Origin of the sequence: Streptomyces soli, from assembly GCF_003999195.1 — a bacterium.
Taxonomy (GTDB): domain Bacteria; phylum Actinomycetota; class Actinomycetes; order Streptomycetales; family Streptomycetaceae; genus Actinacidiphila; species Actinacidiphila soli.
In genome coordinates, this window is record NZ_RJVR01000318.1 from 1 (window position 1) to 25752 (window position 25752).

Here is a 25752-nt window from a genome sequence, read left to right on the forward strand (position 1 = left end):
CAGGCGTCGTGACCAGGGCGGGCCGGGAGCGGGCCGCGGACATGGTCGAGGAGCTGGTAGGGCTTCTCGTCCATGCACACCACCGGACGTGCCGGGTCCCCTTCTGGAACCGGCCCATCCCGGGCGCGGAGGACATCGCCCAGCGCGTTGTGGAGCTGGTCTGCGACGTCATGCCGAAGCACCTCGAGGTCCGGGCCGAGGATATCCAGGTCCTATGCCCGGGCAAGAAGAACCTCGCAGGCATGACTGATCTCAACCTGCGCCTCCAGCAGCGCCTCAACCCACCCGCCGACCACAAGCCACGGCACTTCCACGACGGATGCGCCTTCCGCCTCGGCGACCGCGTTCAACAGGTCCGCAACAACCCGCACCGCGGCGACACAGGCGTTTTCAACGGCAGCAGTGGCACCGTCACCGGCGTCGACGTCGACGCCCACCAGCTCACGGTCACCTTCCCCGGTGGCGAGACGGCCACCTACCCCTTCACCGACCTCGACGAACTGGTCCACGCCTACGCCCTGACCGTCCACCGCTCCCAGGGCAGCGAGTACCCCTACGTCGTCATCCCCATGACCAACGCAGCCGGGATGATGCTGCTTCAGCGCAACCTGCTATACACCGCCGTCACCCGCGCCCGCGACGGCGTCATGCTGATCGGCCAGCGCGAAGCCGTCGAGCGGGCCGTCGCCAACAACCGCACCCAGCGCCGCAACACGGCCCTCACCCACCGCATCACCCACACCGCAACACTGCCGCGACCCCAGACACCGAACGGTCAACTCGCCTGGGACTGAACGCACAAAGGCCCATCCGCAGGGCGCACAAGTGTGTTGGCCAGCTGCCCTCTTTCCCGCACCGCAGGCGCTGGTCACACTGCTGAACGGAAGTCGACGGAGGGGGACTCGCGCGATGGCCGCAGGACCGGGACGCCGCTCAATCCGGATCTCGGAGATCGAGAACGGCGACCTGGAGGCGATGGAACTGGAGACGCTGCGCGCCTATGCGGCTGCGTTGGGCGGGCACGTCGACGTCACGGTGACCCGCCGCGTCCTGCGGCACGGCGACTGCGTCAGCCGCGACGACCTCATCGACAAGATGGACGCCTACATGATCCATCGGAACGAGACCGCCAGCCCCTTCCGCTGGAGCTACGACGGCAGCCCCCTCAAGGCCGCCTGACCGACCCCAACACCCCTCCTCCGCGGAGCACCACTAGGAATCGATCGTCCAGGCGCTCAGCAGGGGCGCGAGCAGGTCCTTGTTGTGGGACGGCTGACGGGTGTACGGGTAGTCGGCGTTGTTGGACGCGAAGAGCGGGACCTTTTGTTCGTACAGGCTGCCATGGGAGCGATATTCCTGGGGCAGTTGCTCGGACTCGCGGCCGGTCGGCAGTTCACCGAAAACGGTGTCGCGGTCGCCGAGGGCGACCAGGTCACCGATCCGGTCGGGGTTGAGGTGGAACCGGCTCGCGGCCTCCTCGCGGCGGAGCACGGTTTCGACCCCGGGCAGCGAGGACAGGGTCTGGGCGACGTTCGACTCGTCGGCCGGGTGGTGCAGCCAGATCCACGCGGTGCCGCCGAAGGTGCGGTGGTGCTTGACATAGCGGTCCTTCTCCGCTGAGAGCGTGAAGCGGACCGGTGCGTGCCGGTTGGCCAATGCCTGGGACAGGTCGTGGACGAGGTTCTTGCCGTTCATGCCGTGATCGGCGGTGGCGAAGAAGGCGGCGTCGGGTGCCGCGGCCACGGCCTCGCCGATCAGCTCGTCGAGCCGGCGGAGGTGGGCGATGGTGCGGGGGTCCCCGGGGGGCCAGGCGTGCATGGGGTAGTCGGTGGTGTGGACGTAGAGGAAGTCCAGGTCGGGCTGGGTGGCCAGCAGGTCGACCGCTACCCCCCACAGCCAGTGGTTGATCTCCGCCGAGTAGATGTCGGGCGCCGGTCCGTACCGGTCGGTGAACTCGGGGCCCGGCTCCTCGGCGGCGACGGCGAGCGTGGTGCGGTTGCCGAGCAGCCGGACGGTCTTCTTCTTGGCGGTGAGCAGTGCCGCCTTGCCACCGGCGGCGGTGACGCGCTCCAGCAGGGTGGGCTGGGTCAGGTGGGTCCAGTCCTCCATGTAGTCGGCCTCGCCGCTGGCGGGATTGAAGTAGCTGTTGCCGGTGATCCCGTGTTCGGCGGGCCAGGCGGCGCAGGATATGCCGGCATTGTTGGCGTTGGTCACGGTGGGGGATATCGCGTCCACGATGCGGCTGGTCCCCTGGGCGCCGAGGCCGGTGAGCACAGGCATGGTGCCGCCGTCGAGATAGGCGGGATCCAGACCATCGATCATCGCCACGATGACGCGCTGGTGAGCGTGCACAAGCACTTCCTTAATGTGAGTTCTCAGACGAGCAGGTTGACGACGTACTCGGCGCGGTCGGCGCGAGTGTGGTGCTGGATGTGCGCGAGGTCGTTACCCTCCGCATCGGTGTTGACGCCGGTCACGATCAGTAGCGAGGCGCCGGTCTGGATCTCGAGCCACCGCGCGTACTCCGCGGTGGCCGCGTCGGCCGAGAACGAGCGGGGTGTGGGCACCTTCGTGCCGGATGGGGGGCCGACGTCACGACCTTCTCCGTTCACGGGCTGGTCACCACCTCAGCTTTTCTAGATGTATAGATATCTACCAGACTCAAAGTCGCATGTCGAGCCGATCGTGAGGTCTCAGCATTTCTGCGGAACGCGTACTGCTCTAACCTGGCGACCTGTAGGATGCCAAAACTCACGTGCAGCCTCTGATCAGGTACTTTGCAGTTCCAGGCGATTACGGCAGGCTCGGGCTGCATGGCGCCGGCTCCCGCCGGCCCGCAACCGCGTGCGGGTCACCTTCCGCCAGCCGGGTACGCCGTCAGCGGGTCTCGCCCTCTTGCAGGTAGACCCGGGCGGCGTAGTCCTCCAGGACCTGCTCGCAGCGTTCGAGGGCCGCGGCCGTTTCGGCACGGCCGGAGGCTGACAGCAGGTCCCGTGTGCGGACCTTCTCGTACCAGGTCTTCAACTTGGTCAGGTCCTCGTCGTTTTCCTCCAGTTCGGCGTACGTGAAGTGCTTGGCCACGTACTCCTTGTCGACCTGGGCGAGAAAGTTCTGGCAGCGGTCGGTGATCTCTTCGTACTCGTCGTTGCGGGCCGTGTTGAAGGCGGCGGCGACATCGGCCTCTCCGGCCAGCACATCGGTGCCGAGCAGGTGGGCCGTGCCGTCCATGTCGATGATCTCCTTGCGCAGCATCCGCATGGCTCTTTCCGAGGCGACTGTGCGAGGCAGGGCAGCCACCGAGTTCTGCAGGTAGATCGCGCCGAGTCCCTTGATGCGCCGCCATATCGCTGCCCGTAACCGGGTCGGCTCTGTCGGCACCTGGTAGACGAGCACAAGCCAGCGGTGTCCGCTGCCGTTCACCTCTTCTTCCGGCTGATCCGCCTGTTGCGACCGAGCCGCACCGGTTCACCTCCCGCATGAACTTGCTTGCTGCCCTCAACTTACGGTGGGCGTTGATTGCGTAGACCCGTGGACAGGGTCACGAACGGCGGGGGCCGGGCTTGTGGGTAACGACCTGGTGCACGATAAGGAGTGGGCCTGGGACGCCCTGCGACCCCGCTTGCGGCGTTGCTGGGGGCACTTCCCCAGCCTCCGACCGGGAGACCCCCACCGGACGGAGGCTGGGGGAGAACGCCCACAGGAAACCACCCTGAGGGCGTCCCGGCGCCTTGCAATCGAAGCCGCATGACGCCGCAGGCTGATCCACTCCCTATCGTGCACCAGGTCGTAACACCACCAACACCGGGGCACGTCGCGCCCCGGGTTGGTGCGGTTCCGGCCCGCCTGCGGGTCAGGCGGGGGCGTCGGCCCGGTAGGCGAAGCTCCCGCTGGGGTCGAGCCGGACCCGGACCTCTTCGCCCCGCTGGTAGCGTTGTTCGGCGAAGACGCCCGTGAGGCGCGTGCCGTCCGCGAGCTCGACCAGGTGGTCATATCCGTGGCCGCGGTAAGCGACGTCCCGTACCCGGCTCAGCAGGCCGCTGTCGTCGGTGCACGGGACCAGGCGCGCCGCGGCGGGACGAACGAGAACCGTGACCGCGGATCCCAGCGGCGCAGGCGCGGGCCCGGATGCCGCCAGGGGACCGTTGGGCGTGTCCACCAGGAACCGTCCCGCGGAGTCCGGCCGGCCGGCAACCCGGCCGTGCAGTTCCCCGGCGACACCGGTGAAGCGAGCTACGAACGGCGTGGCCGGCGCGTGATACACCGATTCGGGCAGGTCACACTGGACGAGTCGTCCGTCCTGGAGCACACCGATCCGGTCTGCGAGGGCGAAGGCCTCGACCTGGTCGTGAGTGATGTACACCACGGTCGTGTCGTTCTCTCGGGCAAGCGTGGCGATCTCCGCTCGCAGCCGCTCCCGCAAGTCCGCATCGAGGTTGGAAAGCGGTTCGTCACACAGCAGCACTGCCGGTCGGGCGACCAAAGCCCGAGCGAGTGCGACCCGTTGCTGCTCCCCGCCCGACAGCTCGGGAGGGCGACGGTTCGCCAGTCGGGCCAGGCCCACCCGGTCCAGCATCGCCAGGGCACGCCGCCTGGACTCCTGGCGGGGAAGGTGAAGCCGCTCCAGGGCGTAGGCGACGTTCGCGAGGACACTGACCTGGGGCCACAGCGCGTATTGCTGGAACACCATGGCGAGGCCGCGCCGTTCAGGCGCCACATGCAGCCCTTGGTCCGCCACGATGCGCGTTCCGATCGCGATGCTGCCCGCGCTCGCCCGGTCGATCCCGGCCACGAGCTTCAAGAGCGTCGTCTTTCCTGACCCTGACGGCCCGAGGAGCACCATGAACTGCCCGGCACTGACCGTCAGATCGATGCCGCCGAGGGCGGTGACGTGGCCGAACCGGCGGGTCAGGCCAGTGAGTTGCAACGCGCTCGATGACGGGGGAGGGCTGTCGGGGGAGGTAGCAGGGGCTGGACGGGATTCCGCCTCGGTGGGCCTGGCCTGCATCAGCGTGTGCGATCGTCGTTGAAGGGAAGGAGCAGCTGCCAGTTCACGCTCTCGGTGAACAGGTTTGACAGGAACGGGGTCGTCCCGCTCCCGAGGTAGTCCCAGCCGAGCCCGTCGATCATGAAGATCAAGCGCGGTGAGCCGATTCCGCTTTTGGTCATGCTGTTTCCTCCAGGGTTAGGGCGTTGTGTTTACGGTTGTGAGGCCGGCGACCAAGGAGTCGACGGCCGTATCTTGACGGGCACGCTGCCTGCGGTGCAGCGTCCCCGCTGCCCACATCAGCCCGCTGACCACTCCGAGCACCGCGATCACCGCGGCGATAGCCACGACTGTGAGCGCCGTACCAGTCGCGATCTGCGACTTGAACTGCACGGCGACGGCCACGGCGATCGGCTCCACACCCGGCGCGTACAGGACCTCTGAGAGCGGCAACTCGAACATGATGACGACCACCATGAACAGCCACACCGACACCAGGGACCTCCAGATGAGCGGCAGCACCGCCTTGCTCCAGGCACGTAGAGCGATGAAGCCGTGGACCCGCCCGGCGTCGTACAAAGACCGCCCGGCTTGGGCCAACGGGCCGTGCAGCATCCGGACGGCAAGGGGGGAGAAGCCGACGACATAGCCGACGAGCAACAGCCATTGCGTGTTGTAGATGGGCAGGGCGTTGTAGACCGCCGGCAGGTTGTAGAAGAACACGAACCCCGCGGCGAGGACGATAGAGGGAAGCCCGATCACCGCCACCAAGCCGATGTCGATCAGCGCGGCGGCGCGAGCCCTGCCCCGGTACTGGTTCCACAGGTTGATGACGAGTCCGACGGCCACCGCCAACGTCGCCCCGGCGAGGCCGAGCCGAAGAGAAAGCCACACGGGACTGAGCAAGCCTGGGGTGTCAAACAGCGCCCGGTACGCCGCAAAAGTGAGCCCCGACGAGTTGGCGGCCGCGACGGCCCCGCCCGACGACGTCGTCCCGCCGAGTAGCGAGGACACGACGATGCCGAGGACAGGTCCTATCAGTGCGACCGTGAAGAACACGCCCGTGGCGAGTGCCGCAACCCTCCGTCCCCGCGCCGACACGGTCCGCCCCGACGACGGGGGGGAGCTGCCGACTCGTGCGGAGAAGTTCCGGTTCCCGAGGATGTACCGCTGCAACACCAGTACCGCTGTGAATACGCCTATCAAGCTCCACGAGATCGCTGCGGCCGCGGGGAAGTCGATCGGGATGGTGGCGGTGAACGTGAAGATCGTGTAGGTGATGACGGGGAAGTGAGCGTCGGCGGCCAGCGTGGAGGCGACGCCGAAGTCACTTACGGTCTCGGCGAACACCAGCACGAACCCGGCCAGCAGGGCCGGTGTGAGGCTGCCCACCTGAACCATGACGGTCCGCCAACGAGACAGCCCGTGCACCTGCGCCGCGTCTGCGAGGTCGGTCCCCATGGAGCGCACAACGTCAGCAACGGCGAAGTAGGCGAAGGCGACGCCTCGCAGGCTCAGCACGAGCACCACCCCGGCAGGGCCCACGAACAGGTGGTCCAGCGTGGCTGGGTACCAGCCCGTTGCCTGAGCGATGACGCCCCGGGGCGCGAGGAGGTATTCGATGCCCAGCGCAGTGAGGTAGGTCGGCAGGAGGAGCAGCAGCCACACTCCCAGCCGCCACGCCCCCGCACCGGCGATCCGGACCCGCTCGCACAGCCAGGCAAGCCCGACAGCGATCACCAGTGCGGCCGCACTCGCGGCCAACCCGACCCACAACGAGTTCACGAGAGCCGTGAGCACGTATCCCTGGTAGGCAGTGCGGAACGGAGCGAAGCCGATGCTTCCCGCGCCCTGCCCGAAGGCGGAGGGAATGAAGGGCAGGAGCAAGAAGCAGGCCGTCGGGACCAGCAGCAGCGCGATCAGCAACACATACGGACTCGAGGCGAAAACGCGCCAGACCTGCCGGCCTCCGGGGAGGGAACGACGTCCGTCCAACCGGCGGATCACCGGGCGATGTTGGATGTGAACCACTGATTGATCGCGTTCTCCTGGGATCCCCAGGTGTAGGCGTCGAGAATCTTGGTCGGAATCGTCGCCGGTGACGGGACCTCGGACCGGGGGGCTACTCCATTGAGAACGGGCCAGTACAACGAGTCGCCCTGGGGATCACCGGCCTGCATGGCCTTCTGTCCCGCGGGGCTCAGCACGAACTGGACGAACTGTTTAGCTTCGGCCTGGACGGCCGCCGATGCCTTGGCGTTGATGCCGAGGACGCTGGGCACCGGCGTGACGGACTGCGGGTAGGAGACTTTCAGGTTGGCCTGTGTCTGCTCGACCCCCATCCCGTAACTGCTCTGAGCGACCGCCGCGTCGATGGTGCCCTGCTTGATGGCGTTGAGTTCGTCAGCGGGCGCGGCGTATACTTTGGCGCCGTTTTTCACCAGCGCGGACACGTAGGCTTCCATCTGGGGGACACCGCCGAACTGGGCGGCCCATCCTGCCATCAGCGGGTATGCGGGCCCGTCAATCGCAGGGTTGAGGATTCCGAGCTTGCCTCGGTACGAAGGGCCGAGCAGGTCCTTCCAGGACTTCGGCGGGTTCGGCATCCTGGCGCTGTTGTAGAGGGTCGTGGCCGCGATGGTGTAGCCGGTCGGGATGTAGCTCTTGTCTTTGGGCAGGAACTGAAGACCTCGTGGGTTCCACGACACCTTGGGCTCGTAGCCCTTGAGGAGAAGCCCTTGCTGGTCGAACGAGGCCATCGCCATATCACCGTCGAACCAAGTCACCCCCCACTGCGGGTTGTTCTTCTCCTGTTGGATCTTTGACACGACGATCCCGGTGTGGGCGTCGTAGACCGACGTCGGTATTCCCGTCGCCTGCTGGAAGGCCTTCGCGACCGTGGTGTCGTAGCCCTCCGCGCCGTACACGACGAGAGGAACCTTGCTGGTGCCTGACGCGCTTCCGGCGGATGCGGGCGAGCCGCACGCGTTGGCGAGCATGGCCAGCGCGGCTACGGCAATCGGAGTCGCCCACCGGATGCGGTGGGGCGTCCTCGGGGCGGCGGGATCGAACAAGGCGTCCCCTTGCTTCTCACGGACACGGGGCATGGATCTTCCTTTCGTGCGGGGCTCACCACGGGAGGTAACCTGGGTACATGTATACACATCTGGAAGTCCGGTCCAGGAGGCGACAGAATGAACAGACAGAGGGAGAACGTTGAACTTCGTGGAGGGGACATCCGTGAGTGACTCCGTCGTGAACCGACCGCCAAGCGCGGTACTCGGGCCGGTCCAACCCATACGCCGAGCCGCCGGGATGGCGGTCTGGCGGCAACTCCGCGCCGATATCTCCGGCCGCATCGAGGGCGGCGCACTGTCCCCGGGGGACGCCCTGCCGTCGGAGACGGCCCTGGCCGAGGCATACAAGGTCAACCGGTTGACCGTTCGACGAGCACTCGCCGACCTGGCCCGCGCCGGCGTCGTCCGAACCGAGCATGGCGTCGGGAGTTTCGTGGCGTCCCAGCCATTGCGTCACCGCATCGACGACGGACAGGCCAGCCTCCTGGAGTCCATGGCGAGGGGCGGCCACGCGGTACGGCAGACGGTCCTCGACGCCCGTCGGGTCGACCCCGCGACCGGCGAAGCGCCTCCTCCGGACCCGTCAAACGGCCGACCATCCTTGGCGCGATCGCGGCCCGGCAGCCACGGGGCGTCGGCGGAGCTTCACGTAACGGGCGAGCAGTACCACTTCCCCGACTTCCCCGGTGCCGTCATGGAGTACCGCTACATCCGCTGGGTCGACGACCTGCCATGGTCGGTGTCCTTCGCCGCTATTCCGGCGGCGCTCGCCCCCCCGAGCTGGGATGGAACCAACAGCCTCTTCGCTGCGATGTCCGCCGCCCATGGCGTCGAGGTTCTGCGCGACGACCGCTGTTTCTCGGCGGTACCGGCCAACCCGGAGGACGCCGCCTGGCTGGAGGTGCAGGTGGGAACGCCACTGCTCCTGCTGAGAGGGACCAACAGCAACACGCAAGGGCAGGCCGTCGCTCATATCGTCCACCGCATCCGCGGTGACCGGGCCGAGTACGCCGTGCGCGTCCCCCGCTGAATTCTGGCGGACTGCGGGTGTGCGCCCGCGCCGCCGTTCCGTCGCAGCGGAGCGGTAGAAGCCGGGGGCAGCCAGGTCCGGTGAGCGGCAATGCGGCCTTCGAGGCCGGCGACGCGGCGAAGCAGGCCGCCGCGAGACCCGGCCTTGTTCGACGCCGGGTGGCTACAGGCGCCACCGCGGTGGTCATGGGCGTCACAGCAGTGTTCGGCAGCGGCCTGACGGCCGCGGCCCACGCTGACGGTCTCGCGACGCCCGCCGGCATCATCTTCGGCGTGGGCGCGACCGAGTCGCAGCGCGTCGTTTCTTGGTACGCCTCGACCGACACCCCGCAGGTGGTCCAGGTCACGCCGACTTCCCAGCTCGTCAAGGGCGAGTTCCCCAAACACACCGTCACCTTCCCGGCCACGGTCGCCGCGAACAGCGTCATCGGTGACCAGGCGCTGGAAGCCCTCCCGGTCGGCGGCCGAGGCCCCGGACTGACCCTGGTCGGTGTCGATCACGATGATCCGATCGTGGGGCCGGCCCAGCGCGACTGCCCTGCCTTTGAGCCCGTACTGACGGGCGGTCGACTCGGTGTTGTTGATCACCTGTTTCAAGGTCGACTGCCGCACGTATAGATAGGCGTCTCGGGCGATGTGGGCGGCGGTCACTTTGGTCGCAGGGCCGAACACCGTGTTGTCCATGTCCTGGCCCCTCCTCGCTTCATGCCAGGTCAGGGCGGGTTCGCCAGGACCATCTGTGCCCAGATCCGAACAATCTCCTGCTCGTCGACCAGGGCATCCGACAGCCGCTCTGGCCAGCCCAAATAACCCTTCGGGGAGTCTGGAAGGGGCGACCGCGACGGTGCTGGATATGTGCTGGATCGTGCGGCGGGGCACGGTGTTTCCGCAGGTGGCAGCGCTGCACCCAATGTTCCGCTTCAACGGCGCGGGGTGGTGAGTTCACGGGGTGGTTCCGTCGCGGTGCTCCTCATGCGGTCCGCGGCCCGCCTGGCGCCCGCTGGTCCTGGTGGACCGGTGTCCCGGGTGCGGTGGTCTGGGACGAGCCCGAAGTCCCGGCGGCGGAGCGGTGGTCACGGGGGAGGGGGGTGAAGGCTGTGGTGTGGTGTGGTGTTCGGGCCGGGGCCGCCGGCACCGGAAGCTGCACGCGCGGTTCCTGGCCTCCCCCGAGGGGGCGCGGCTCTACAGCCCTGCCGCCCGTGCTCTGCCGCTCAACCTGATGCGGCTCAGTGCCGGCTTCATGGGCCGTGACCCCCGCCGGGTCGGCCCCAGGGCCCTGGACCGTCTGCTGGGCGAGGTGCTTCCCGTTTCGCTGCTCGCCCCTGATGCCCTGCTCGAAGAGCTGCCCGCCGCGGTGGAGGCGTGGTTCGGCTGGCTGGGAGCAGAGCATCTTCCTGCCGGGTTGTTTACGCACAACTGCCGTGCGTCGAGCCTCCGGCCGGGGGTACCCCAGCGGCTCCCTCTCTTCTGCCTTCGGCGGGGGCCCCACCGCCTTTCCGGACTCGGCCCTCGCAGCGCTCTTCGATCTGTCCCGCCTATCCGCTCTGTCTCTGCTTCATGACACTGCCTGCGGAGGTGATCGAGTTGGTGCGCGCGGCGAGGAGGGCGGCGACGGGGTCGGCGGTGGCGGGGGCACAGGGCCACCATTCGGCAGCGGCAGCGCGGCCTTCCCGGGTGTAGGGGTGCCAGCGATTGTCAGGACCGAGGCGGATCTGGACGCCCTCGTCGTCGGCGGTGAGGCGGTTGCGCCAGGCGCGCAGCCGCAGCGTGCCATCGGTGTTGTCCGTGTGGTCGGGGTCGGCCAGGGCGGTCCGGGCGGCGGCCATGGCGGCGGGGTCGGGTGTGAAGGGTGCGCGGGCGGCGGCGACGCCGGCGGGACCGCCGTGGCGCATGGCGCGGACCAGCCGGGCGAAGGCAAGCGGGGGCAGGCCGGTGGCGAGGGCGAGATTGTGCAACCAGCCTTGGCTGACGTCCGTCGCGGCGAGGCGTACGGCGTCTTCGAGGGGGGTGCAGATGAGGGTGGCGGTGTGCCCGGCGGCGAGCCGGCGGGCACGCTGGGCGGTGTCACGGGTGAGGGCTTCGAGGTCGTCGAGAGTGAAGGAAGAGCCGGGTGGAGGTGTGGTGGTGAGCGGCGGGGGAGTCGTATCGATGTCATCGTGCGCGCCCTCGGGCGCCGCGGGGGCGGGTGGGGTGAACATGCCGTTCCAGGAGGCGAAGGCCCCGCGAGCGGGCATGCCCGGGGTGCGGTGCGCGCCGCCGGTCTCGGATGCGGTACCGGTGTGGGCCTGGCGGCGGGTGCGCAGCGCGGCGAGGACGGCGTCTTTGCTCCGGCCGCGGAGGGCGAAAAGCCAGAACGGATCGTCGTCGAGGTGGGTGGCGGTGGCGTAGCAGAGCGTGGCGGCGTGCTTGCAGGGGTAGCCCCAGTCGGGGCAGGAGCACTCGGGGTCGAGTTCGCTTGGCTCGGGCAGAAGGGGGACCCCGGCGGTGCGGGCGACGTCGACGAGGTCGGCGGGCATCTCGCCGTCGAGCAGGGCGGCCGTGCGGCCGGCTTGGACGGCGATGGCGTCGAGGAGGATGTCCCACTGGGCGTCGGTGAGGACGCGGAGGCGTACTTCGGCGTCGTACGGCCATGGGGCGCTGCCCTCCACCTCGGCCCGCAGGATGCCGGGGGCGGCGGTGACGGGGCCGACCATGCCCTTGCGCGCGTAGGTGCGGCCACGGGAGAGGCGACCGGCGTCGAGGGTGGAGGCTTCCAGAGCGTCCACCCATGTCTGGCCCCACCAGGTGGCGGCGAAGGCACGGATGCCGATGCGGGGCGCCTTGCGTGCGGGGGTCATGCGTCGACTCCACGGGACAGTGTGACGAGTTCGGCGAGGTCGGTGTCGGACAGTTCGGTCAGGGCGGCCTCGCCGGAGGCGATGACCCGGTCCGCGAGGGCGCGCTTGGCGCCGAGCAGGCGCGCGACCTTGTCCTCGACGGTGCCCTGGGTGGTGAACCGGTGGACCTGGACGGGCCGGTCCTGGCCGATGCGGTAGGCGCGGTCGGTGGCCTGGTCCTCGACGGCGGGGTTCCACCAGCGGTCGTAGTGGACGACGTGGGTGGCGCGGGTGAGGTTGAGGCCGGTTCCGGCGGCTTTCAGCGAGAGCAGGAAGACGGGGAAGTCGCCGTTCTGGAAGGCGGTGACCATCTCCTCGCGTTGCTGCACGGGGGTAGCGCCGTGCAGGTAGCGGGCGCGCAGGCCGCGGTCGGCGAAGTGCCGCTCCAGGAGCCGGCCCATCTGCGTGTACTGGGTGAAGACCAGGGTGCTCTCGCCTTCGGCGACGATGGTCTGGAGCAGTTCGTCGAGGAGTTCCAACTTGCCGGAGCGGCCGGGCAGCGGGCCGGTCTCGCGCAGGTAGTGGGCGGGGTGGTTGCAGATCTGCTTGAGCGCGGTGAGGAGTTTCAGCACCAGCCCGCGGCGGGCGATGCCGTCTACCTCCTCGATCCTGGCCATGATCTCGCGGACCTGCGCCTCGTACAGGGCAGCCTGCTCGCGGGTGAGGGGGACGGGGTGGTCGGTCTCGGTCTTGGCCGGGAGTTCAGGGGCGATGCCGGGATCGGACTTGCGGCGGCGCAGCAGGAACGGGCGGGTGAGGCGGGTGAGTTGCTCGGCGGCCTGCCGGGCCGCTTCGGCGGTCTCCTCGTCGCTGTCGGCGCCGAGCGCGCCGCGCTCGATGGCCTTGGCGAAGCGCTCACGGAAGGCTGACAGCGGGCCGAGCAGGCCGGGTGTGGTCCAGTCGAGCAGCGCCCACAGTTCGGACAGATTGTTCTCCACCGGGGTTCCGGTGAGTGCGACGCGGGCGCAAGCGGGCAGGGCGCGCAGTTGGCGGGCGGTGGTGGCGTACGGGTTCTTGACGTGCTGGGCCTCGTCGGCTGCGACCAGCGACCACTTGACGGCGGCGAGCTGCTCGCGGTCGCGGCGCAGTACTCCGTAGGTGACGAGAACGAGTTCGTCCCCGGCGAGGTGGTCGAGGGTGCGCTCCCCGCCGTGGTAGCGGCGTACCGGGACGGAGGGGGTGAAGCGGGCTGCCTCGCGCTGCCAGTTGCCGAGCAGCGAGGCCGGGCAGACCACGAGGGTGGGTCCCGCCGTGTCGGGCTGCTCCTGACGGTGCAGGTGGAGGGCGAGCAAAGTGATTGTCTTGCCGAGACCCATGTCGTCGGCGAGGACACCGCCGAGTTGCAGCCGGGTCATGTCCGCCAGCCAGGCCAGGCCCCGCTTCTGGTAGTCGCGCAGGGTGGCGTGCAGGCCCTCCGGTACGCGGACGGGGGCGCGGACCTCGGGGTCGCGCAGCCGGGCGACCAGCTCGCCGAAGGCGCCGGACGCATCCACCTCCACGCGCTCGCCGTCCCATTCCACCTCGCCGGTCAGTACCGCCTGGAGGGCGTCGAGCGGGGAGATGGGGGTCCCCCCTGCTCGGAGAGCTTGGGGGAGGGTGCGCTCCCGCTTCAGGCGGGCCACCAGCCGGGGATCGGCGACGACCCACTGGTCGCGCAGCCTGACCAGCGGGCGGCGCACCTCGGCGAGCAGGTCGAGCTCGTCCTGGGTGAGCTGTTCGCCGCCGAGCGCCACATGCCAGGAGAAGTCGAGCAGGGCGTCGCGGCCCAGCAGGGTGTCCACGGTCGCACCGGGCGCGGTCGCCGCCCCGATCTCCGCGCGCATCTCAAGGGCCTTGACCAGCTCGCGTGGCCAGTGCACGCGCACGCCCGCCGTGCGGAGCACGTCGGTGGCGTCCCCCAGCAGTTCCATGGCCTCCTCGTCGTCGAGGCGCAGTGCGCTGGGGGCGGCTTCGGCGAGCAGGCGGGTCAGCGGCTGCCAGGCGCGGGCGGCGCGGCGCAGCGCGAGCAGTGCCTCGGCCTCGGCGTGCGGGCCGAGCAGGCGCTGCGCGCGCTCTGGGTCGGCCCACAGTTCCGCGGTGTCCAGGACCAGCGAGGGGTCGGCCGCGGTGCGCAGCTGCAGTACCGCCTGAAAGGCGCGGCGCCGCCCGGCCGGGGGCTCCACCCGCAGCTCCACACTGACCTGCGCGTCCCGCTCGGAGGCGGCTTCGGCCGCCCACTCGGCCAGCCCCGGGTGCAGGGCGGTCGCGCGGTCGGCGTACGGATTCCCGGGCGCGGCCCGGCCCGCGGCCGGGGTGCGCGGCAGGGCGTCCGCGAGCGCGTCACAGAACTCCCTTACCAGGGCAGCCGGTTCGGCGATCTGTGGCACTTTGCCGTCCGCCTGGGGCGCGGGGAGGTTGTGGGCGTACGGGGGCAGGGCGCCGGGCAGCGCGTCCAGGTCCTGCTGGCCCCGCGCGCCGGGCGGCCCGAAGCGCCAGGTGGTGTACGTGTCGGAGGTCAGCGCCGGATACAGGCGCCCCTCGCCGAGCAGCTGGAGGACGCGGCGGGTGACGGCCGCCGACGCGGCGAGCGAGGGATGTACGCCGTCCTCGGGCAGGTCGAGCAGGAGTGCGAGCGCGTCGCCGGGGCCGAGAGCCCACCCCTCGACGGTGCGGGTGCGCACCCCGCTGCCGTATGGCAGGACCAGCGGCAACCGGACCCGCTCCACCGTCTGTGGTGCGGCAGCCGGGGCGGGCACGCGGGGTGCGTCGGTAGTGGGCCGGTAGAGCACCAGGCGGCCGAGCCGTGCCGGCTGCCCTTGCTCGGCCGGGGCGAACACGGCGGCCCAGTCGGCGGTGGCGAGGTGCTCGCGCGCCCAGGCAGCGGTGGCGGAGTCGGCAAGCGGCGCGGCCTCGGCGGCCATCTCCCGCACGAGCAGGCTCACTTGCGGCTCCCTGTCTTGAACGCGGCCTTTCGCAACCGCTTGGCCAGCGCCTTGTCGACGGGCTTGACGGCATCGGCGAGCGCGCCGAGCACCTCGCCGGTATGCGGATGGTCGGCACGCCACAGACTGTCGGCCCGCTCGGCCACCTGGTCGAGCGGGCGCGGCCCGCCCTGGGGGCCCGCCAGCAGCCTCTCGCGCAGCGCCTGTTCGCCGCGGCGGGCGAACGGCAGCGCGCCGTCCACCAGCATCCACTCCAGGCCCCACGCCGTCTCGCCCTCGGCGGGATCGCCGATCCGGCGCAGCATCGAGGCCGCCGCGTGCGCGCAGCCGGTGACCTGGGAGACGGCGGCCTTGCGCAGCACCGCCTTCGCCCGGCCGCCCTCGTCCGCCTCCAGTACGACCGCCAGGACCCGCGGGGCCTGAAGGCGGCGCAGCGCGTCGGCCGGCTCCGTACCGTCGCAGGCGTCCACCACCTGCACCGCCGCGTCCGCCACGGAGCGCACAGCCAGCCAGCCCGCCACCTCCGCCACCGCATCGGCGTCGGAGGGGTACGAGGCGAGCGCGGCCAGCAGGTCGCGGGCGTCCGCCTGGGCGAGCGAGCCGATCACCGGCGCCGGGATGCCCGCCTGTACCAGCAGCGTGCGCAGGCCGGAGCGGCCCAGCGGGGTGAGCCGGAAGCGGCCGGCGGGCAGCGGGTCCCCACCGCCGCCGAACAGCAGGGTGGGGGCGCCGTCCACCGGGGTTTCGTCGCCTTCACGTTCGGCGGCGCCGAACAGCTCCAGTGTCCCGGCGGTGTGGTCGTACTGTTCGGCGAGGAGCGCCGACACCAGATGCCGGGCCGGCCCCTCGTGCAGCCCCTCCAGACCGCCGGTCAGGTAGTCGTCGACGTCCAGCCACTCCCCGTCCGGCAGCCCGTATGCCGCGAGCAACACCAGTGGCGGGGCCTGCTCGGTCAGCTCCCGCAGCGTGGGCAGTGCGCCCAGCGGCCCGTCCAGCACCGGTAGGGTGAGGGAGAGTTCGGCCGCCGCGACGACCACCGCCTGCTGCCAGGCGGCCAGCAGCGCCGCGTCGTCGTCCTCATCGGGCAGCTCGTCGCCCGCGCACGCACGATTGCCGTCCACCTCGACGAAGCCGCAGTTCAGCGCCCATTCCCAGGGCAGGTCCACCAGCTCCATGTCGCCGGCGCTGCGGATCTTCGCCAGCCGCGCGACCCGCTCCTCGGGCTCGCCCCACTCCTCGGGGTCGAGCCGCCACAGCTCGGCCTCCTCCACCGCCTGCCGGGCGAGCTTCGGCCGCAGCAGCCCCTTCGGGGTCAGGTCCCGCCCGCCTCCGCACCAGTGCCCGAGCCGCACCGCCGCCATGAAGGCGGGCACCTCGCGCACCGCGCGGGCCAGATCCGGCTCGCCGGGCAGCCGCACGGCCGGGAGTTGGACGCCCACGGAACCGAGGAGGTCGGACAGTGAAGCCTCCTCGTCCTCCCGGCCGGTGTAGGCGAGCGGGGTCGCGGCGCCGGGCAGGGGGTGCAGATCGCCGCACTCGCAGCGGTACATCCCCGCCGGCACCTGCCGTCCGCTCCGCTCGCCGCGCTTCTTCCGCCGCGCGCCCGCCACCCGCCCCAGCCGCACGTCGGCGAGCGCCCGGGTGAGCTCGGCGGGGTCGAAGGAGGCCGGGTCGAAGCCCTCCTCGTACAGGCCGGCCAGCATCTCGTCATGCGGACTGTCGTACTCCACCCACTCCTCACCGCCGTGCCGGACGACCGTGGATTTCGGGCGGTCCCCGTCCTCGTATCGCTCCAGCAGTTCGGCCAGTCCCCACACACCGCCGAGGTCCTCGGCGGCGGGCATCGCGCCCTGCCCGCCCGTGCACAGCGCGCGCTCGCCCTCGCCCGGCCCGGCGGGGCGCACCGCCTCCACGGTGATCCGGTGCAGCCAGTCGTCGCCGAAGTCGTAGGTGTAGTCGATACGGTCGCCGGTGCGCGGCAGCACCTCCACGAGGACCGCCTTCTCCTCGTCGAAGGCCGGGATGTCAACGTCCCCTGGCGGGCCGTACCGTCCGCCCGAGGAGTCCTCGAAAGTATGCAGGTGCATGTCCTCCCAGCCGAACGCCACCTGGATCACATCATGCAGCGACCTCAGCGTCAGGTCCGAGGGCACCACCAGCCGGCGCCACAGCGGCGGCTTCATCCCCTCCAGTTGGACCTTGAGCTGGTAGACGGAAGGGGTGCGCTCGGCGGAGCTGCGCTGCGTAGTCATTGGAGAGGGCTTCCCGCTCGTCTGAGGCGTACGCACCGTGCGCCCGCGGGCGTACGCCGAATGGCTGATCGCGGGCCATTCTCGCAGCCGGGAGCGGTCCGCCCAGCCAGTCGACGGAAATCCCGCCTGGCCCACTTGCGAGCGTGCCGCCCCCGTGCTCCGGCCTGCCACGGCGCACGCCGCTCTGCTTCGCGGCACTGTACGAATGCATCGACGCTACGTATCGGCCCGCGGATCTCCTGGCGGCGTGGCCTGCTTGTTGGTGAACGCAAGGCCCCTGGCCGCAGGTTCGAGGCCTCGGCAGGAGCCGCACAAGAGGGCTGGTCGTGCGCCCCCAGTGATCTGCGGAAACCCAACGCCGGGCGCCCGGCGCCGAGGCAGCCCAGCGACAAGGCCGAGGCGGCCGCACCCTGGCCGCCCCGCAGGACACGGCGGTACCAACTACGCGTCAGCGAACAGCAGGTAGGGTCCTGCGGTATGACCCGCGACGGGGGACCACAGTCAGCTGGCCAGCCTGAACCTGCGCAGCAGATCGCCGACCACTTCATCGTCGTCGGCAGCAATGCGCTCGCGCTCCGGTTGATCCTGGAACTCACCGAACACTACGAAGTCCCGGTGATGGCCATCGTTCAGGACCGTACTGAGGATCACGCTCCGCGGATCGGGCGGATTCCCGGCCTGGTCAAGGTCGTGGAGTCACGGACGGTCACCGACGAGGCGTTGCGGGAAGTGTCCGCGAGCACGGCGCGTGGCATCGCACTCGTCGACGGCGAGGACCAGGACAAGATCCATGCCGCGCTCAGCGTCCAGGGCCACAACCCGCAGATCCGCGTTGTGCTGCGGATGTTCAACGAGCGGCTGGGCAAGCAGATCGAGAAGTTGCTCACGAACTGCGCATCGCTGTCCGGTTCCGCGACGGCGGCGCCGGCTTTCGTCAATGGCGCGCTGCAACGGCCCAACTCGGTGCAGGTCGGCGAGCGGTTCGTTTACGTCGCCTACGATGACGACATTCAGTCGAACCGCCTGTGTGTGGTCGCGGACCGGATTGACCGGCAGGATCTGAGCCGGATACGGCTCATGCCCGAGACCGCAAGCAGGGCGGCGGACTTCATCGCGCTGGCGACGCGGTACGGTCCCGACGCGACGATCCCATCGAGCCGCACACCGACGTCGCCAGACACGGCACACACGCCGGACGCGGCCGACACGACGACGCTACGCAGCAACCACCCGGACGGGGCCGGTAACGGAATTGCCGCCCTGCAGACGCTCTCCAACGAGCTGCGGGTATCGACCCCCTGGTTCGCTCGGCTGCGCTGGCGACTGGTGGACACATTCCGGTACTTCACCGGCGCCCGTCTCAGGATCGTGACGGCCTTCGCACTGGCCGCGACCCTCGCCTCCTTCTTGACGACCTGGGCCTTCAACCACAGCTTCATCTGGACCGTCTACACGACGCTGCTGGACATGGCCGGAGCCGCCCAGCCCGACCAGCCCGGCGCGGGTACCGACGGGTGGTGGCAACGCGTCGCCCAGGTGATCATCACTTTCTGCGGAGTGACGTTCGTCCCGCTGGCCACCGCGATCTTGGTGGACATCCTCGCCTCCGGACGGCGCGGCCAGCCCAAGGACCCCAGCTCCGGGACCAGCGACCACATCGTGGTGGTCGGCCTCGGCAATATCGGCACCCGGGTGGCGACCCTGATTCACGAGCTGGGTGTGCCCTTGGTGTGCGTCGAGCGCAACCCGGAGGCCCGGGGCATCGCCGCCGCGCGCGCCCTCAACATTCCGGTGGTCGTCGGCGACGGGCCGATGGACGACCTCCTGCGGCGCGCCCGCATCCACCGCAGCCGCGCGCTCATTGCAGTGACCAGGGATGACGCCGCGAACCTCGAAGCCGCGTTGGAAGCCCGAGCGATACGGCCCAACGTACGCATCGTGATCCGTCTCTTCGACGACGACTTCGCGCAGCACGTCTACGCCACTCTCGGCAACGTCGCCTCCCGCTCGGTCTCCTACCTGTCCGCGCCTGCGTTCGCCGCTGCGCTGATGAGCCGTGAGGTTTTGGGGACGCTCTCCGTCTTCCGCCACGTGCTCCTCATCGCCGAACTCACCGCGACCGAGGGCTCCGGTCTGGTCGGCATGAATCAGCACGACGTGGAAGGCCTGGGCGGCATCCGGGTCATCGCCGTTCGGCTCGCCCACAATCCGATGACCTACATGTGGAACTACGCTGACCGAGCCCGGCGGCTCGCCATCGGTGACCGTATCGTCGTCGCCTCCACCCGCAGCGGCCTCGGCCGCCTCAACACCACCCAGCCGGCGGCCGAGGGCGGGGACCCAGCACGCCAGAGTACGGCAGGCGACCGCGACACAAGCGGCGCCGGCGACGGCGGATCGTAGACCGAGCCGCAAACTGAGACAGAACGGTACCCAGCGATGACACAGTGACACGACCGCGGTCAACCGGGACTTCCTCCGGCTTACTCATCTCAGTCACCGGCTTCTCGGCGGTGCGGGTGCCGACAAACAGAGTCCCGCAGGGCCAGCCTGACGGTCAGGGAGGGGAATGCGGCGTCCGGCTCGGACGGTCGCGCTGGCCGTAGGAGGCGGGCCCTCGCATTGCGGTGCGCAATCCCTGACGGTCCGGTCACTTGCCGATGGTCCGTTGGGTCACCTGGCAGTGAGCAGTTCGGCGGCCAGCGCCGGGGCGGTCTGCGGTCCCGGGCCGCGGTGGTGGCGGGCTTGTGCGAGGGAGGGCATGGTGCCCGGGGCGCGTTGGTCGGGAGCGCGTTCGATGATGGTGGTGCCGGTTTCGGCTTCCAGCACGGGTGCGTAGCCGGCGGTGCGCAGCGCGGCCAAAGTGGTGTCGGGGGCGGCGGTGCTGATCAGGACGGTCGGGGCGATGCGGCGAAGTCCCAGTTTGGTCAGGGCCCGGACTTTGGACAATTCCGTGATGAGGGATTCGTCGTCGGAGCGGATGCAGCAGGCGGAGCGGACGACTCGCATCCGGCCGTGGGTGCGGGCGGTGTCCTTGACGGTGTACTCCAGTGGCTGCGGAAGGGGGGCGCCGCCTTCCGACACGGCTGCTAGGTGTTCCAGCAGTTCGGTCGCGTCCAGTCCGCTGTTGAAGGCGCGGCAGAGGCTGCCGGGGCTGATCCGCCAGACCACTGCGTGGCCTTCGGACTCGCGGTCCGCGGTGGTGGAGAGCAGGTCGGTGAGTTCGGGGGAGGCCGCGCCGGTGACGGTGGCGGTCAGATCGGCCTGGAAACGGGCGGTGGTCTGCGGTGGGGGCAGCAGTTGCGACAAGGCTTCGCCCAGGGCCCGTATGGCGGCGGCGAGGGCGGGGTGGTCGCTCAGGTCGGGCCCGGCACCGGGGACGGTGGGGAAGTGACGGGCCGCGCCGGCGTGCAGCAGCGCGAGCACCGCATGTCCGGCCGCGGTGAGGGCGCCGTGCGCGGTGACCCCGAGGATCTCGGCCTCGTGCAGGGTGGCCTCGGTGCGGGCCACTGTGTCCTGGCCGGGATCGGCGAGAGCGGGCTGGAACCATGCTGCACAGGCCAGCAGTTGGGCCACCGCCTCAGGCCCGGGTGAACCTCCGCGCCCCGGGGCGAGCCCCTGCCCGGGCGGCAGGTGCGCCAGGGCGTCGAGCAGCGCGGTGCGCAGCGGGACCGCCATGGGATCCTGGGGGGAGATCAGGGCGACCGGCGTCTCGTCCTGGTCGGGCCAGTAACTGAACACCTCGGGGGTGACAGCCCAGGTGGCCAGCAGCGGCAACAGCCGGTCGGTGGGGGAGGCGGCCAGCCAGTCGTCGTAGCGGTCGGTCGGCAGCATCCGGGCGGGGGACGGCGGTGCGGGCTTGCGGCTGCGGCCGCGCGGCGCGGGCATTTCGTCGTGGTGCGGGGCGATCAGGTCGGCGTTGGCGGCGAGGTCCAGCCACAGCCGGGCCTGCTGCTCTGCAGCGCCGGCCGCCTTGGCCAGCCGTTTGGTGTCCCGCACCGCGATCCCGCCGGCCTTGCGTACGGCCAGGGGCTGGGCGGCGGTGGCGCGCAGCAGCAGCTCCGCCCGGGAAACCGCGGTGGCGGCGGCCGATTGGGCTTCGCCGGCGGCGGTGCGGGGCAGCGGCACCACTGCAGTGACCGGTGGCGGGGCGGGCTGGAAAGCGGGACGAGCGTGATCGTCGCGCAATGCGTGGCCGATCTCGTAGGGCAGCTCCGCCAGGTCGGTGCCGACGGGCACCACCAAGCCCCGGGCGGCCAGCCAGTCGGTGCCTGGGTCGCCGGAACCCCCTGCCCGGAAGAGGAACTTGGAGTTGGGGCCCGAGTAGTACCCGTACTGGGTGGTGAAGCAGTGGGTGCGCAGCAGCGCGGGACCGGCCACTAGTTTGTCCAGCAGATCACGTGCCTCGCCCGGGGCCGTGGCCACCAGCTCCCGCACCCGCTGCGGGTCGCCGAGCAGGGTGGCGATCTGCAGTTGGGCGGCGTTGCGGGTGCGGGCTTTCGGCAGGCCCAGTCCCTCGGCGATGCGGTGGATCTCAGGGGCGTTGTAGGCGGCGGACAGCAGCGCGTCCGCCGGGCCGCCCAGTCCCTGGAGCTCCGCGACGCGCTGGTGGAACAGCAGCGGCACCGAGACCTTCGCGGTGTGCGGCGGCAGGATGAGCGCCCGCTCAGCCAGCCGCTCCAACGCGGCCTCCGCGTCTGCCCGCTGCTCGGCGCCGTCCGCCAGCCAGTCCAGTAGCTGCCTGCGCGGCACAGCGCGTTTGGCGGGATCCTGCCCGGCCCGCACGGCCGGATACCCGAACTGTCCGGGGGCTGTCGGCACACCGCCCTCCAGCGGACCATGCAGCCGCTCGGCCAGCCGGGCCACCGCGACCAGCACCTGCAGATCCCCAAGGGTGACCTCCCGCAGCGCACGGCTGACGCAAGGGCCGGTCAGTAGATGCTCGGCGAGCTGTCCCAGAGTCGTGAGCCCCCGGCTGCCGTACCCGGCGGCCTGCGGCAGATCCCGCTGCTCCAGCAGCTCGGCGAGCTGCTCGCGGGTACGGCTGGCAAGCCAGGACTTCAAGGCGGTGGCGCTACTCACCGCGCCGAGCGTAGCGGAACAGCTCACCCTTCCGACGCTGCTTCCACACTTTGGAACGCGCACGGGCGACGATCACGGGATCGCGGGCAGCGTCCCCGGCCCACACGCACGGGTCGACTCCGGCCGCTGCGAGCCGCTCCCGAGGGTCCAGCAGATGACTCCACAGCGGTTCTGTGTCAGTGGGTTCATGTGTCGTAGACGGTGGATCGGTGTCCGACGTGAAGGACCCACACGACTAGTTCTCCGTTGTCGATGGTGTAGATGACGCGGTAGTCGCCGACGCGCAGGCGGCGGCGGTCCGGCTGTGATACGAGTGCAGTGGTGTTGAATCCGAGGGGGTCGCTCTCCAGTTCCGTGAGCTTTGTCAGGATGCGGAGGGCCATGTCCCGTGGGATCTTCCGAAGCTCTGCCTGGGCCTCGGGGCGGAAGACGGTGCGGTACTCACTCACTGCGCGCGAGCGTCTCCTTCATGACGTCCTCGATCGGGATGCCGGCCGAGCGGTTCGCCATCCGCTCGTCGATGATGCGGTTGATCTCGCGTTCCTCCCACTGCTGGTACTTGCGCAGTGTGTCGATGGAGACGACGGCGGCGACCTCTTTCCCGCGTCGCGTGATGACTGTGGGCTGGTCGTCGCGATCGGCCCGCTCGACGACTTCGGCCAGGTGGGCCCTGACGTCGCGGATGGACTCGATGGGCATCTGCGTCATGGACCTAAAGGTACCAGATGTTACATGTGTACACAAGGCGCGCATGGGGTTGTGACGCCACCCCGGCGGCCTCCTGTCTGACGGGAAGGGTTTGCGGACTGCCGACTCCTCGCGGCATAGCCGGTCAGCACGGGTGCCTGGGCGATTCCGGGCCGGGACGCCGGATGATGCCGTCCCGATGCTGGATCCGTGCTGGATCGCGTTCCGAAACCGGCCATCGATGCAGGTCGTAGCGGAGTCGTCGACGTTCCGCTTCAACGTTTAGGCGCAATTCCACCACGTCGTATTTGTCAAATACGCAGGTCAGGAGGGTTCGACTCTTCGGAGTCGGGCCCTTCGCTCGTTCCCGTGCTGGGATGGTGCTGGGAAATTTGATGCATCATCACATCCGAAGGCGGGGACGTGATTCCGCGCTGGGTTTGGAGCCGGGGAACGGTGTGGGGTCCCGGCCCGGCAGTGCGAATCCCGTGCGGGCGGGGCGCAGTGTGAGGGGCGAGGCCCGGCTCTGGAAGGCGTCACCGAGATGGGACGTCGGCGGCCGACGGGACGGCCCGTCAGCTTCCCCGTGAGTTGCCGACCGATGCACCGGGACCGGCGAAACGGAGCACACACAGCACTGCCCCGGCGTGCCGGCCTTCTCCACAAGGTCCCCGGGGCCCTAGTCGGCAAGTAGTTCGAGCATCGGCTGGAAGGAGGAGTCCTCCTCGTCGGGGGCGTGCGGGAGGAAGCCGTCGGGGACGGTGCGGGCGGCAGTGGCGAGAAGGCGGTCCAGGACTTCCCGCTCGGTGGCCGGGGGGAGCCGAAGGGCGGCGAGGAGGTGGTCGCGGACGGTGGGGTGGTCCGGGTGGTCGTCGAGGTAGTCGGAGTTGAGGGCAGGGGGCCGGAAGCCGGCCAGGGCGTCGTGCCAGGACGGGAGGACGATGACGAGGGTCAGGGCCTCGGCGAGCGACTCGGCGATCAGGGAGGCCTGGCCCTCGGAGTCGGTGTAGAGGACGGGGCGGGGGCCGTTGGGGACGGCCGGGCCGCATAGGTAATGAGTGCCGCCCGCGTTGCAGCCAGCGATGGGCGCCACCGGGAGGCCGTTGGGCAGGGCGATCGGCTCGATCGGGTCGGTGCGGGCGAGGTCGAACTCTCCATCGCAGGCCAGGTAGGAAGCGGCCTCGGGATGCGCGGTGATCCTGCGGAGCAGGGCATTGTCCGAGAGAGCGGCCGGGTTGAGGGCTGCAGCGATCGCAGGGGTGAGTGGGTGCCCGGCGAGGACGTGGCGGACGGCGTCGAAGGGGACGGGGTGCTCGTAGTAGTCCTCGAAGTGGGCCTGGACGGCCTCGGGGGAGCGGTCGGCGAGGAGGTGGAAGAGGAAGCCGGAGCCGTCCGGGTCCTCACTGCCGGGCGGGAAGGCGATGGCCGAGCCGGTGCGCCAGGCCGTGTCGCCGGTCTCCCGCCACAGGCAGGCGGTGATGCGAGGGGCGTCGATGCCCTCGTCACGGAAGGCGGGCTCGTCAAGGAGCGGGCTCAGCGCGGCGGGCACTTCGTCGATGACGCCGGGCCAGACCTGCTCGTCGTCCGTCCCGTACGGGCTCATCTCCGACTCGTGATCGAAGCCGCGTATGAGCACGCCGGCCGAGGTGAAGAGGACGGAGAAGTCGTCCCCCGAGCCGTTCTCCATCAAGGCTGCCTCTTCGCCGGGGCCCCAGGCCGTGTCGAAGGTGTAGCAGCAGAACTGCGGATCGCCGCCGATCGTGGCGTCCAGAATGGCCAACGCGCACAGGTGGGCGCGGAGTTCGGCGGGGTCGGGGAGGAGGGCGGCGGTCTCGTGCACAGTGCTCATGGCGCCATGAAAGCAGCCACCACTGACAACCCGGCACGGCCGGCCTGGACAGTGGTGCGCTACCTCCAGCGGATTCTGACGGACCGCACGTGTTCCTGGCACAGGATCAGGTGTCATAAACGGTGGAGCGATGCCCGACGTGCACGACCCACACCACCAGCTCACCGTTGTCGATTGTGTAGACGACACGGTAGTCACCCACTAGTAGGCGACGGCGTTCGGGCTGGGACACGAGTGCGGTGGTGTTGAAGCCGAGTGGGTCGCTTTCCAGCTCGGTCAGCTTGGCCAGGATGCGGAGCGCCATGTCACGGGGGATCTTGCGTAGCTCTGCCTGGGCCTCGGGTCGGAAGACGGCGCGGTACTCACTCATTGCGCGCCAGTGTCTCCCTCATGATGTCCTCAATCGGGATGCCAGCTGCCGGATTCGCCATGCGCTCGTCGATGATCCGGTTGATCTCGCGCTCTTCCCACTCTTGGTACTTCCGAAGTACTTCGATGGACACGACGGCGGCGACTTCCTTGCCTCGGCGCGTGATCACGGTGGGTACGTCGTCCCGGTCGGCCCGCTCCACGACCTCAGCCAGGTGTGCGCGCACATCGCGGATGGACTCTATGGGCAAGGGCTGCGTCATGCGCCCAAGCGTACCGAGCGTCCCAGGTGTACACAACGTCGGAGTCGGTCGATCCTGGTCCTTTGCCGCGGCCCGATGTGCTGGATGATCCCCGACGGTGCTGGATTGGTGCTGGATAAGATCTCTAAAACCCCTGTTTTCGCAGGTCGGAGCGCCGCACTGAGCCTTCCGCTTCAACGTGTGAGCGGATGAAATAACACCACGTCGCTGACGTGGCAAACATGCAGTTCAGAAGGGGTCGACTCCTCCGCGAGCCGGCCCCTTAGTTTTTCCCCGGCTGGGATGGTGCTGGGATAGCTGAATCCATCAGCTGTTCGCCCCGCCTGGAGAGCGTCGAGAATGGTACGTTATTAGGTACCACTT

At 69.8% G+C, this 25752-nt stretch carries 21 protein-coding genes; 5 read left to right on the forward strand and 16 right to left on the reverse strand.

Annotation, left to right across the window (positions count from 1 at the left end; genetic code table 11):
- Together EFK10_RS36680 and EFK10_RS49020 are read left to right on the forward strand one after the other, a co-directional pair.
- On the forward strand, positions 1-794 hold a 794-nt coding region (locus tag EFK10_RS36680), incomplete at its 5' end, for an ATP-dependent DNA helicase (protein WP_206305734.1).
- 115 nt (positions 795-909) lie between these two features.
- Complete coding sequence (locus EFK10_RS49020; RefSeq protein WP_206305735.1) at positions 910-1179, forward strand: helix-turn-helix domain-containing protein; 270 nt, start codon at positions 910-912, stop codon at positions 1177-1179.
- A gap of 33 nt (positions 1180-1212) precedes the next feature.
- Here EFK10_RS49020 and EFK10_RS36690 read toward each other — a convergent pair whose 3' ends face one another.
- The 7 genes from EFK10_RS36690 to EFK10_RS36715 form a co-directional block, all read right to left on the reverse strand.
- Positions 1213-2352, reverse strand: coding sequence for an alkaline phosphatase family protein (locus tag EFK10_RS36690; RefSeq protein WP_127359974.1), 1140 nt, complete (start codon positions 2350-2352; stop codon positions 1213-1215).
- A 23-nt stretch (positions 2353-2375) separates the two neighbouring features.
- Positions 2376-2612 (reverse strand): GntR family transcriptional regulator, encoded by a 237-nt coding sequence (locus EFK10_RS36695; RefSeq protein ID WP_127359975.1) that lies wholly within the window; start codon positions 2610-2612, stop codon positions 2376-2378.
- A 265-nt stretch (positions 2613-2877) separates the two neighbouring features.
- On the reverse strand, positions 2878-3420 hold the full coding sequence (locus EFK10_RS36700) for a Chromate resistance protein ChrB (RefSeq protein ID WP_127359976.1): 543 nt from the start codon (positions 3418-3420) through the stop codon (positions 2878-2880).
- Positions 3421-3850: 430 nt separating this feature from the next.
- Positions 3851-4924, reverse strand: coding sequence for an ABC transporter ATP-binding protein (locus EFK10_RS36705; protein WP_164836297.1), 1074 nt, complete (start codon positions 4922-4924; stop codon positions 3851-3853).
- A gap of 80 nt (positions 4925-5004) precedes the next feature.
- Positions 5005-5166, reverse strand: coding sequence for a hypothetical protein (locus EFK10_RS48075; RefSeq protein WP_164836298.1), 162 nt, complete (start codon positions 5164-5166; stop codon positions 5005-5007).
- Between the two features lie 16 nt (positions 5167-5182).
- Entirely contained in the window at positions 5183-6913 is a 1731-nt protein-coding gene (locus EFK10_RS36710) for an ABC transporter permease (RefSeq protein ID WP_206305736.1), read from the reverse strand.
- Positions 6914-6987: 74 nt separating this feature from the next.
- Positions 6988-8058, reverse strand: a complete 1071-nt coding sequence (locus EFK10_RS36715) for an ABC transporter substrate-binding protein (protein ID WP_164836300.1) — start codon at positions 8056-8058, stop codon at positions 6988-6990.
- Between the two features lie 166 nt (positions 8059-8224).
- Here EFK10_RS36715 and EFK10_RS36720 point away from each other — a divergent pair, with 166 nt between their 5' ends.
- Entirely contained in the window at positions 8225-9091 is an 867-nt protein-coding gene (locus EFK10_RS36720) for a GntR family transcriptional regulator (protein ID WP_164836301.1), read from the forward strand.
- A 179-nt stretch (positions 9092-9270) separates the two neighbouring features.
- Positions 9271-9708 carry a hypothetical protein gene (locus EFK10_RS52895; RefSeq protein WP_322973451.1) on the forward strand — a complete coding sequence of 146 codons (438 nt, stop codon included), beginning with the start codon at positions 9271-9273 and terminating at the stop codon, positions 9706-9708.
- Positions 9709-10625: 917 nt separating this feature from the next.
- Here EFK10_RS52895 and EFK10_RS36730 read toward each other — a convergent pair.
- From EFK10_RS36730 to EFK10_RS36740, 3 genes are read right to left on the reverse strand one after another with little or no spacing between them, the layout of a single operon-like run.
- Positions 10626-11927, reverse strand: coding sequence for an SWIM zinc finger family protein (locus EFK10_RS36730; protein ID WP_127359981.1), 1302 nt, complete (start codon positions 11925-11927; stop codon positions 10626-10628).
- The gene (locus EFK10_RS36735) at positions 11924-14866 is read right to left on the reverse strand and encodes a DEAD/DEAH box helicase (RefSeq protein WP_127359989.1); all 2943 of its coding nucleotides are present in this window, start codon (positions 14864-14866) and stop codon (positions 11924-11926) included. Before EFK10_RS36735 ends, EFK10_RS36730 begins: the two co-directional genes overlap by 4 nt.
- Positions 14867-14883: 17 nt before the next feature.
- Positions 14884-17139 carry a plasmid pRiA4b ORF-3 family protein gene (locus EFK10_RS36740; RefSeq protein ID WP_127359982.1) on the reverse strand — a complete coding sequence of 752 codons (2256 nt, stop codon included), beginning with the start codon at positions 17137-17139 and terminating at the stop codon, positions 14884-14886.
- Positions 17140-17616: 477 nt separating this feature from the next.
- Between EFK10_RS36740 and EFK10_RS36745 the strand changes: the two genes are divergently transcribed.
- Complete coding sequence (locus EFK10_RS36745) at positions 17617-19542, forward strand: NAD-binding protein (RefSeq protein WP_164836302.1); 1926 nt, start codon at positions 17617-17619, stop codon at positions 19540-19542.
- Positions 19543-19812: 270 nt separating this feature from the next.
- On the opposite strand, the gene EFK10_RS36750 is transcribed toward EFK10_RS36745, so the two are convergent.
- The 6 genes from EFK10_RS36750 to EFK10_RS36775 all read right to left on the reverse strand — a co-directional run bounded on the left by EFK10_RS36750 (position 19813) and on the right by EFK10_RS36775 (position 25389).
- On the reverse strand, positions 19813-22221 hold the full coding sequence (locus EFK10_RS36750) for a helicase-associated domain-containing protein (protein ID WP_127359984.1): 2409 nt from the start codon (positions 22219-22221) through the stop codon (positions 19813-19815).
- A 185-nt stretch (positions 22222-22406) separates the two neighbouring features.
- Positions 22407-22670 (reverse strand): type II toxin-antitoxin system RelE family toxin, encoded by a 264-nt coding sequence (locus EFK10_RS36755; RefSeq protein ID WP_127359985.1) that lies wholly within the window; start codon positions 22668-22670, stop codon positions 22407-22409.
- The gene (locus tag EFK10_RS36760) at positions 22663-22929 is read right to left on the reverse strand and encodes a type II toxin-antitoxin system Phd/YefM family antitoxin (RefSeq protein ID WP_127359986.1); all 267 of its coding nucleotides are present in this window, start codon (positions 22927-22929) and stop codon (positions 22663-22665) included. Before EFK10_RS36760 ends, EFK10_RS36755 begins: the two co-directional genes overlap by 8 nt.
- A 658-nt stretch (positions 22930-23587) precedes the next feature.
- On the reverse strand, positions 23588-24757 hold the full coding sequence (locus tag EFK10_RS36765; protein WP_127359987.1) for a hypothetical protein: 1170 nt from the start codon (positions 24755-24757) through the stop codon (positions 23588-23590).
- Positions 24758-24863: 106 nt separating this feature from the next.
- A complete protein-coding gene (locus EFK10_RS36770) occupies positions 24864-25127 on the reverse strand; it encodes a type II toxin-antitoxin system RelE family toxin (protein WP_127359988.1) in 264 nt (87 codons plus the stop codon).
- Positions 25120-25389 carry a type II toxin-antitoxin system Phd/YefM family antitoxin gene (locus tag EFK10_RS36775; protein WP_093737863.1) on the reverse strand — a complete coding sequence of 90 codons (270 nt, stop codon included), beginning with the start codon at positions 25387-25389 and terminating at the stop codon, positions 25120-25122. Before EFK10_RS36775 ends, EFK10_RS36770 begins: the two co-directional genes overlap by 8 nt.
- Positions 25390-25752 lie beyond the last annotated feature (363 nt).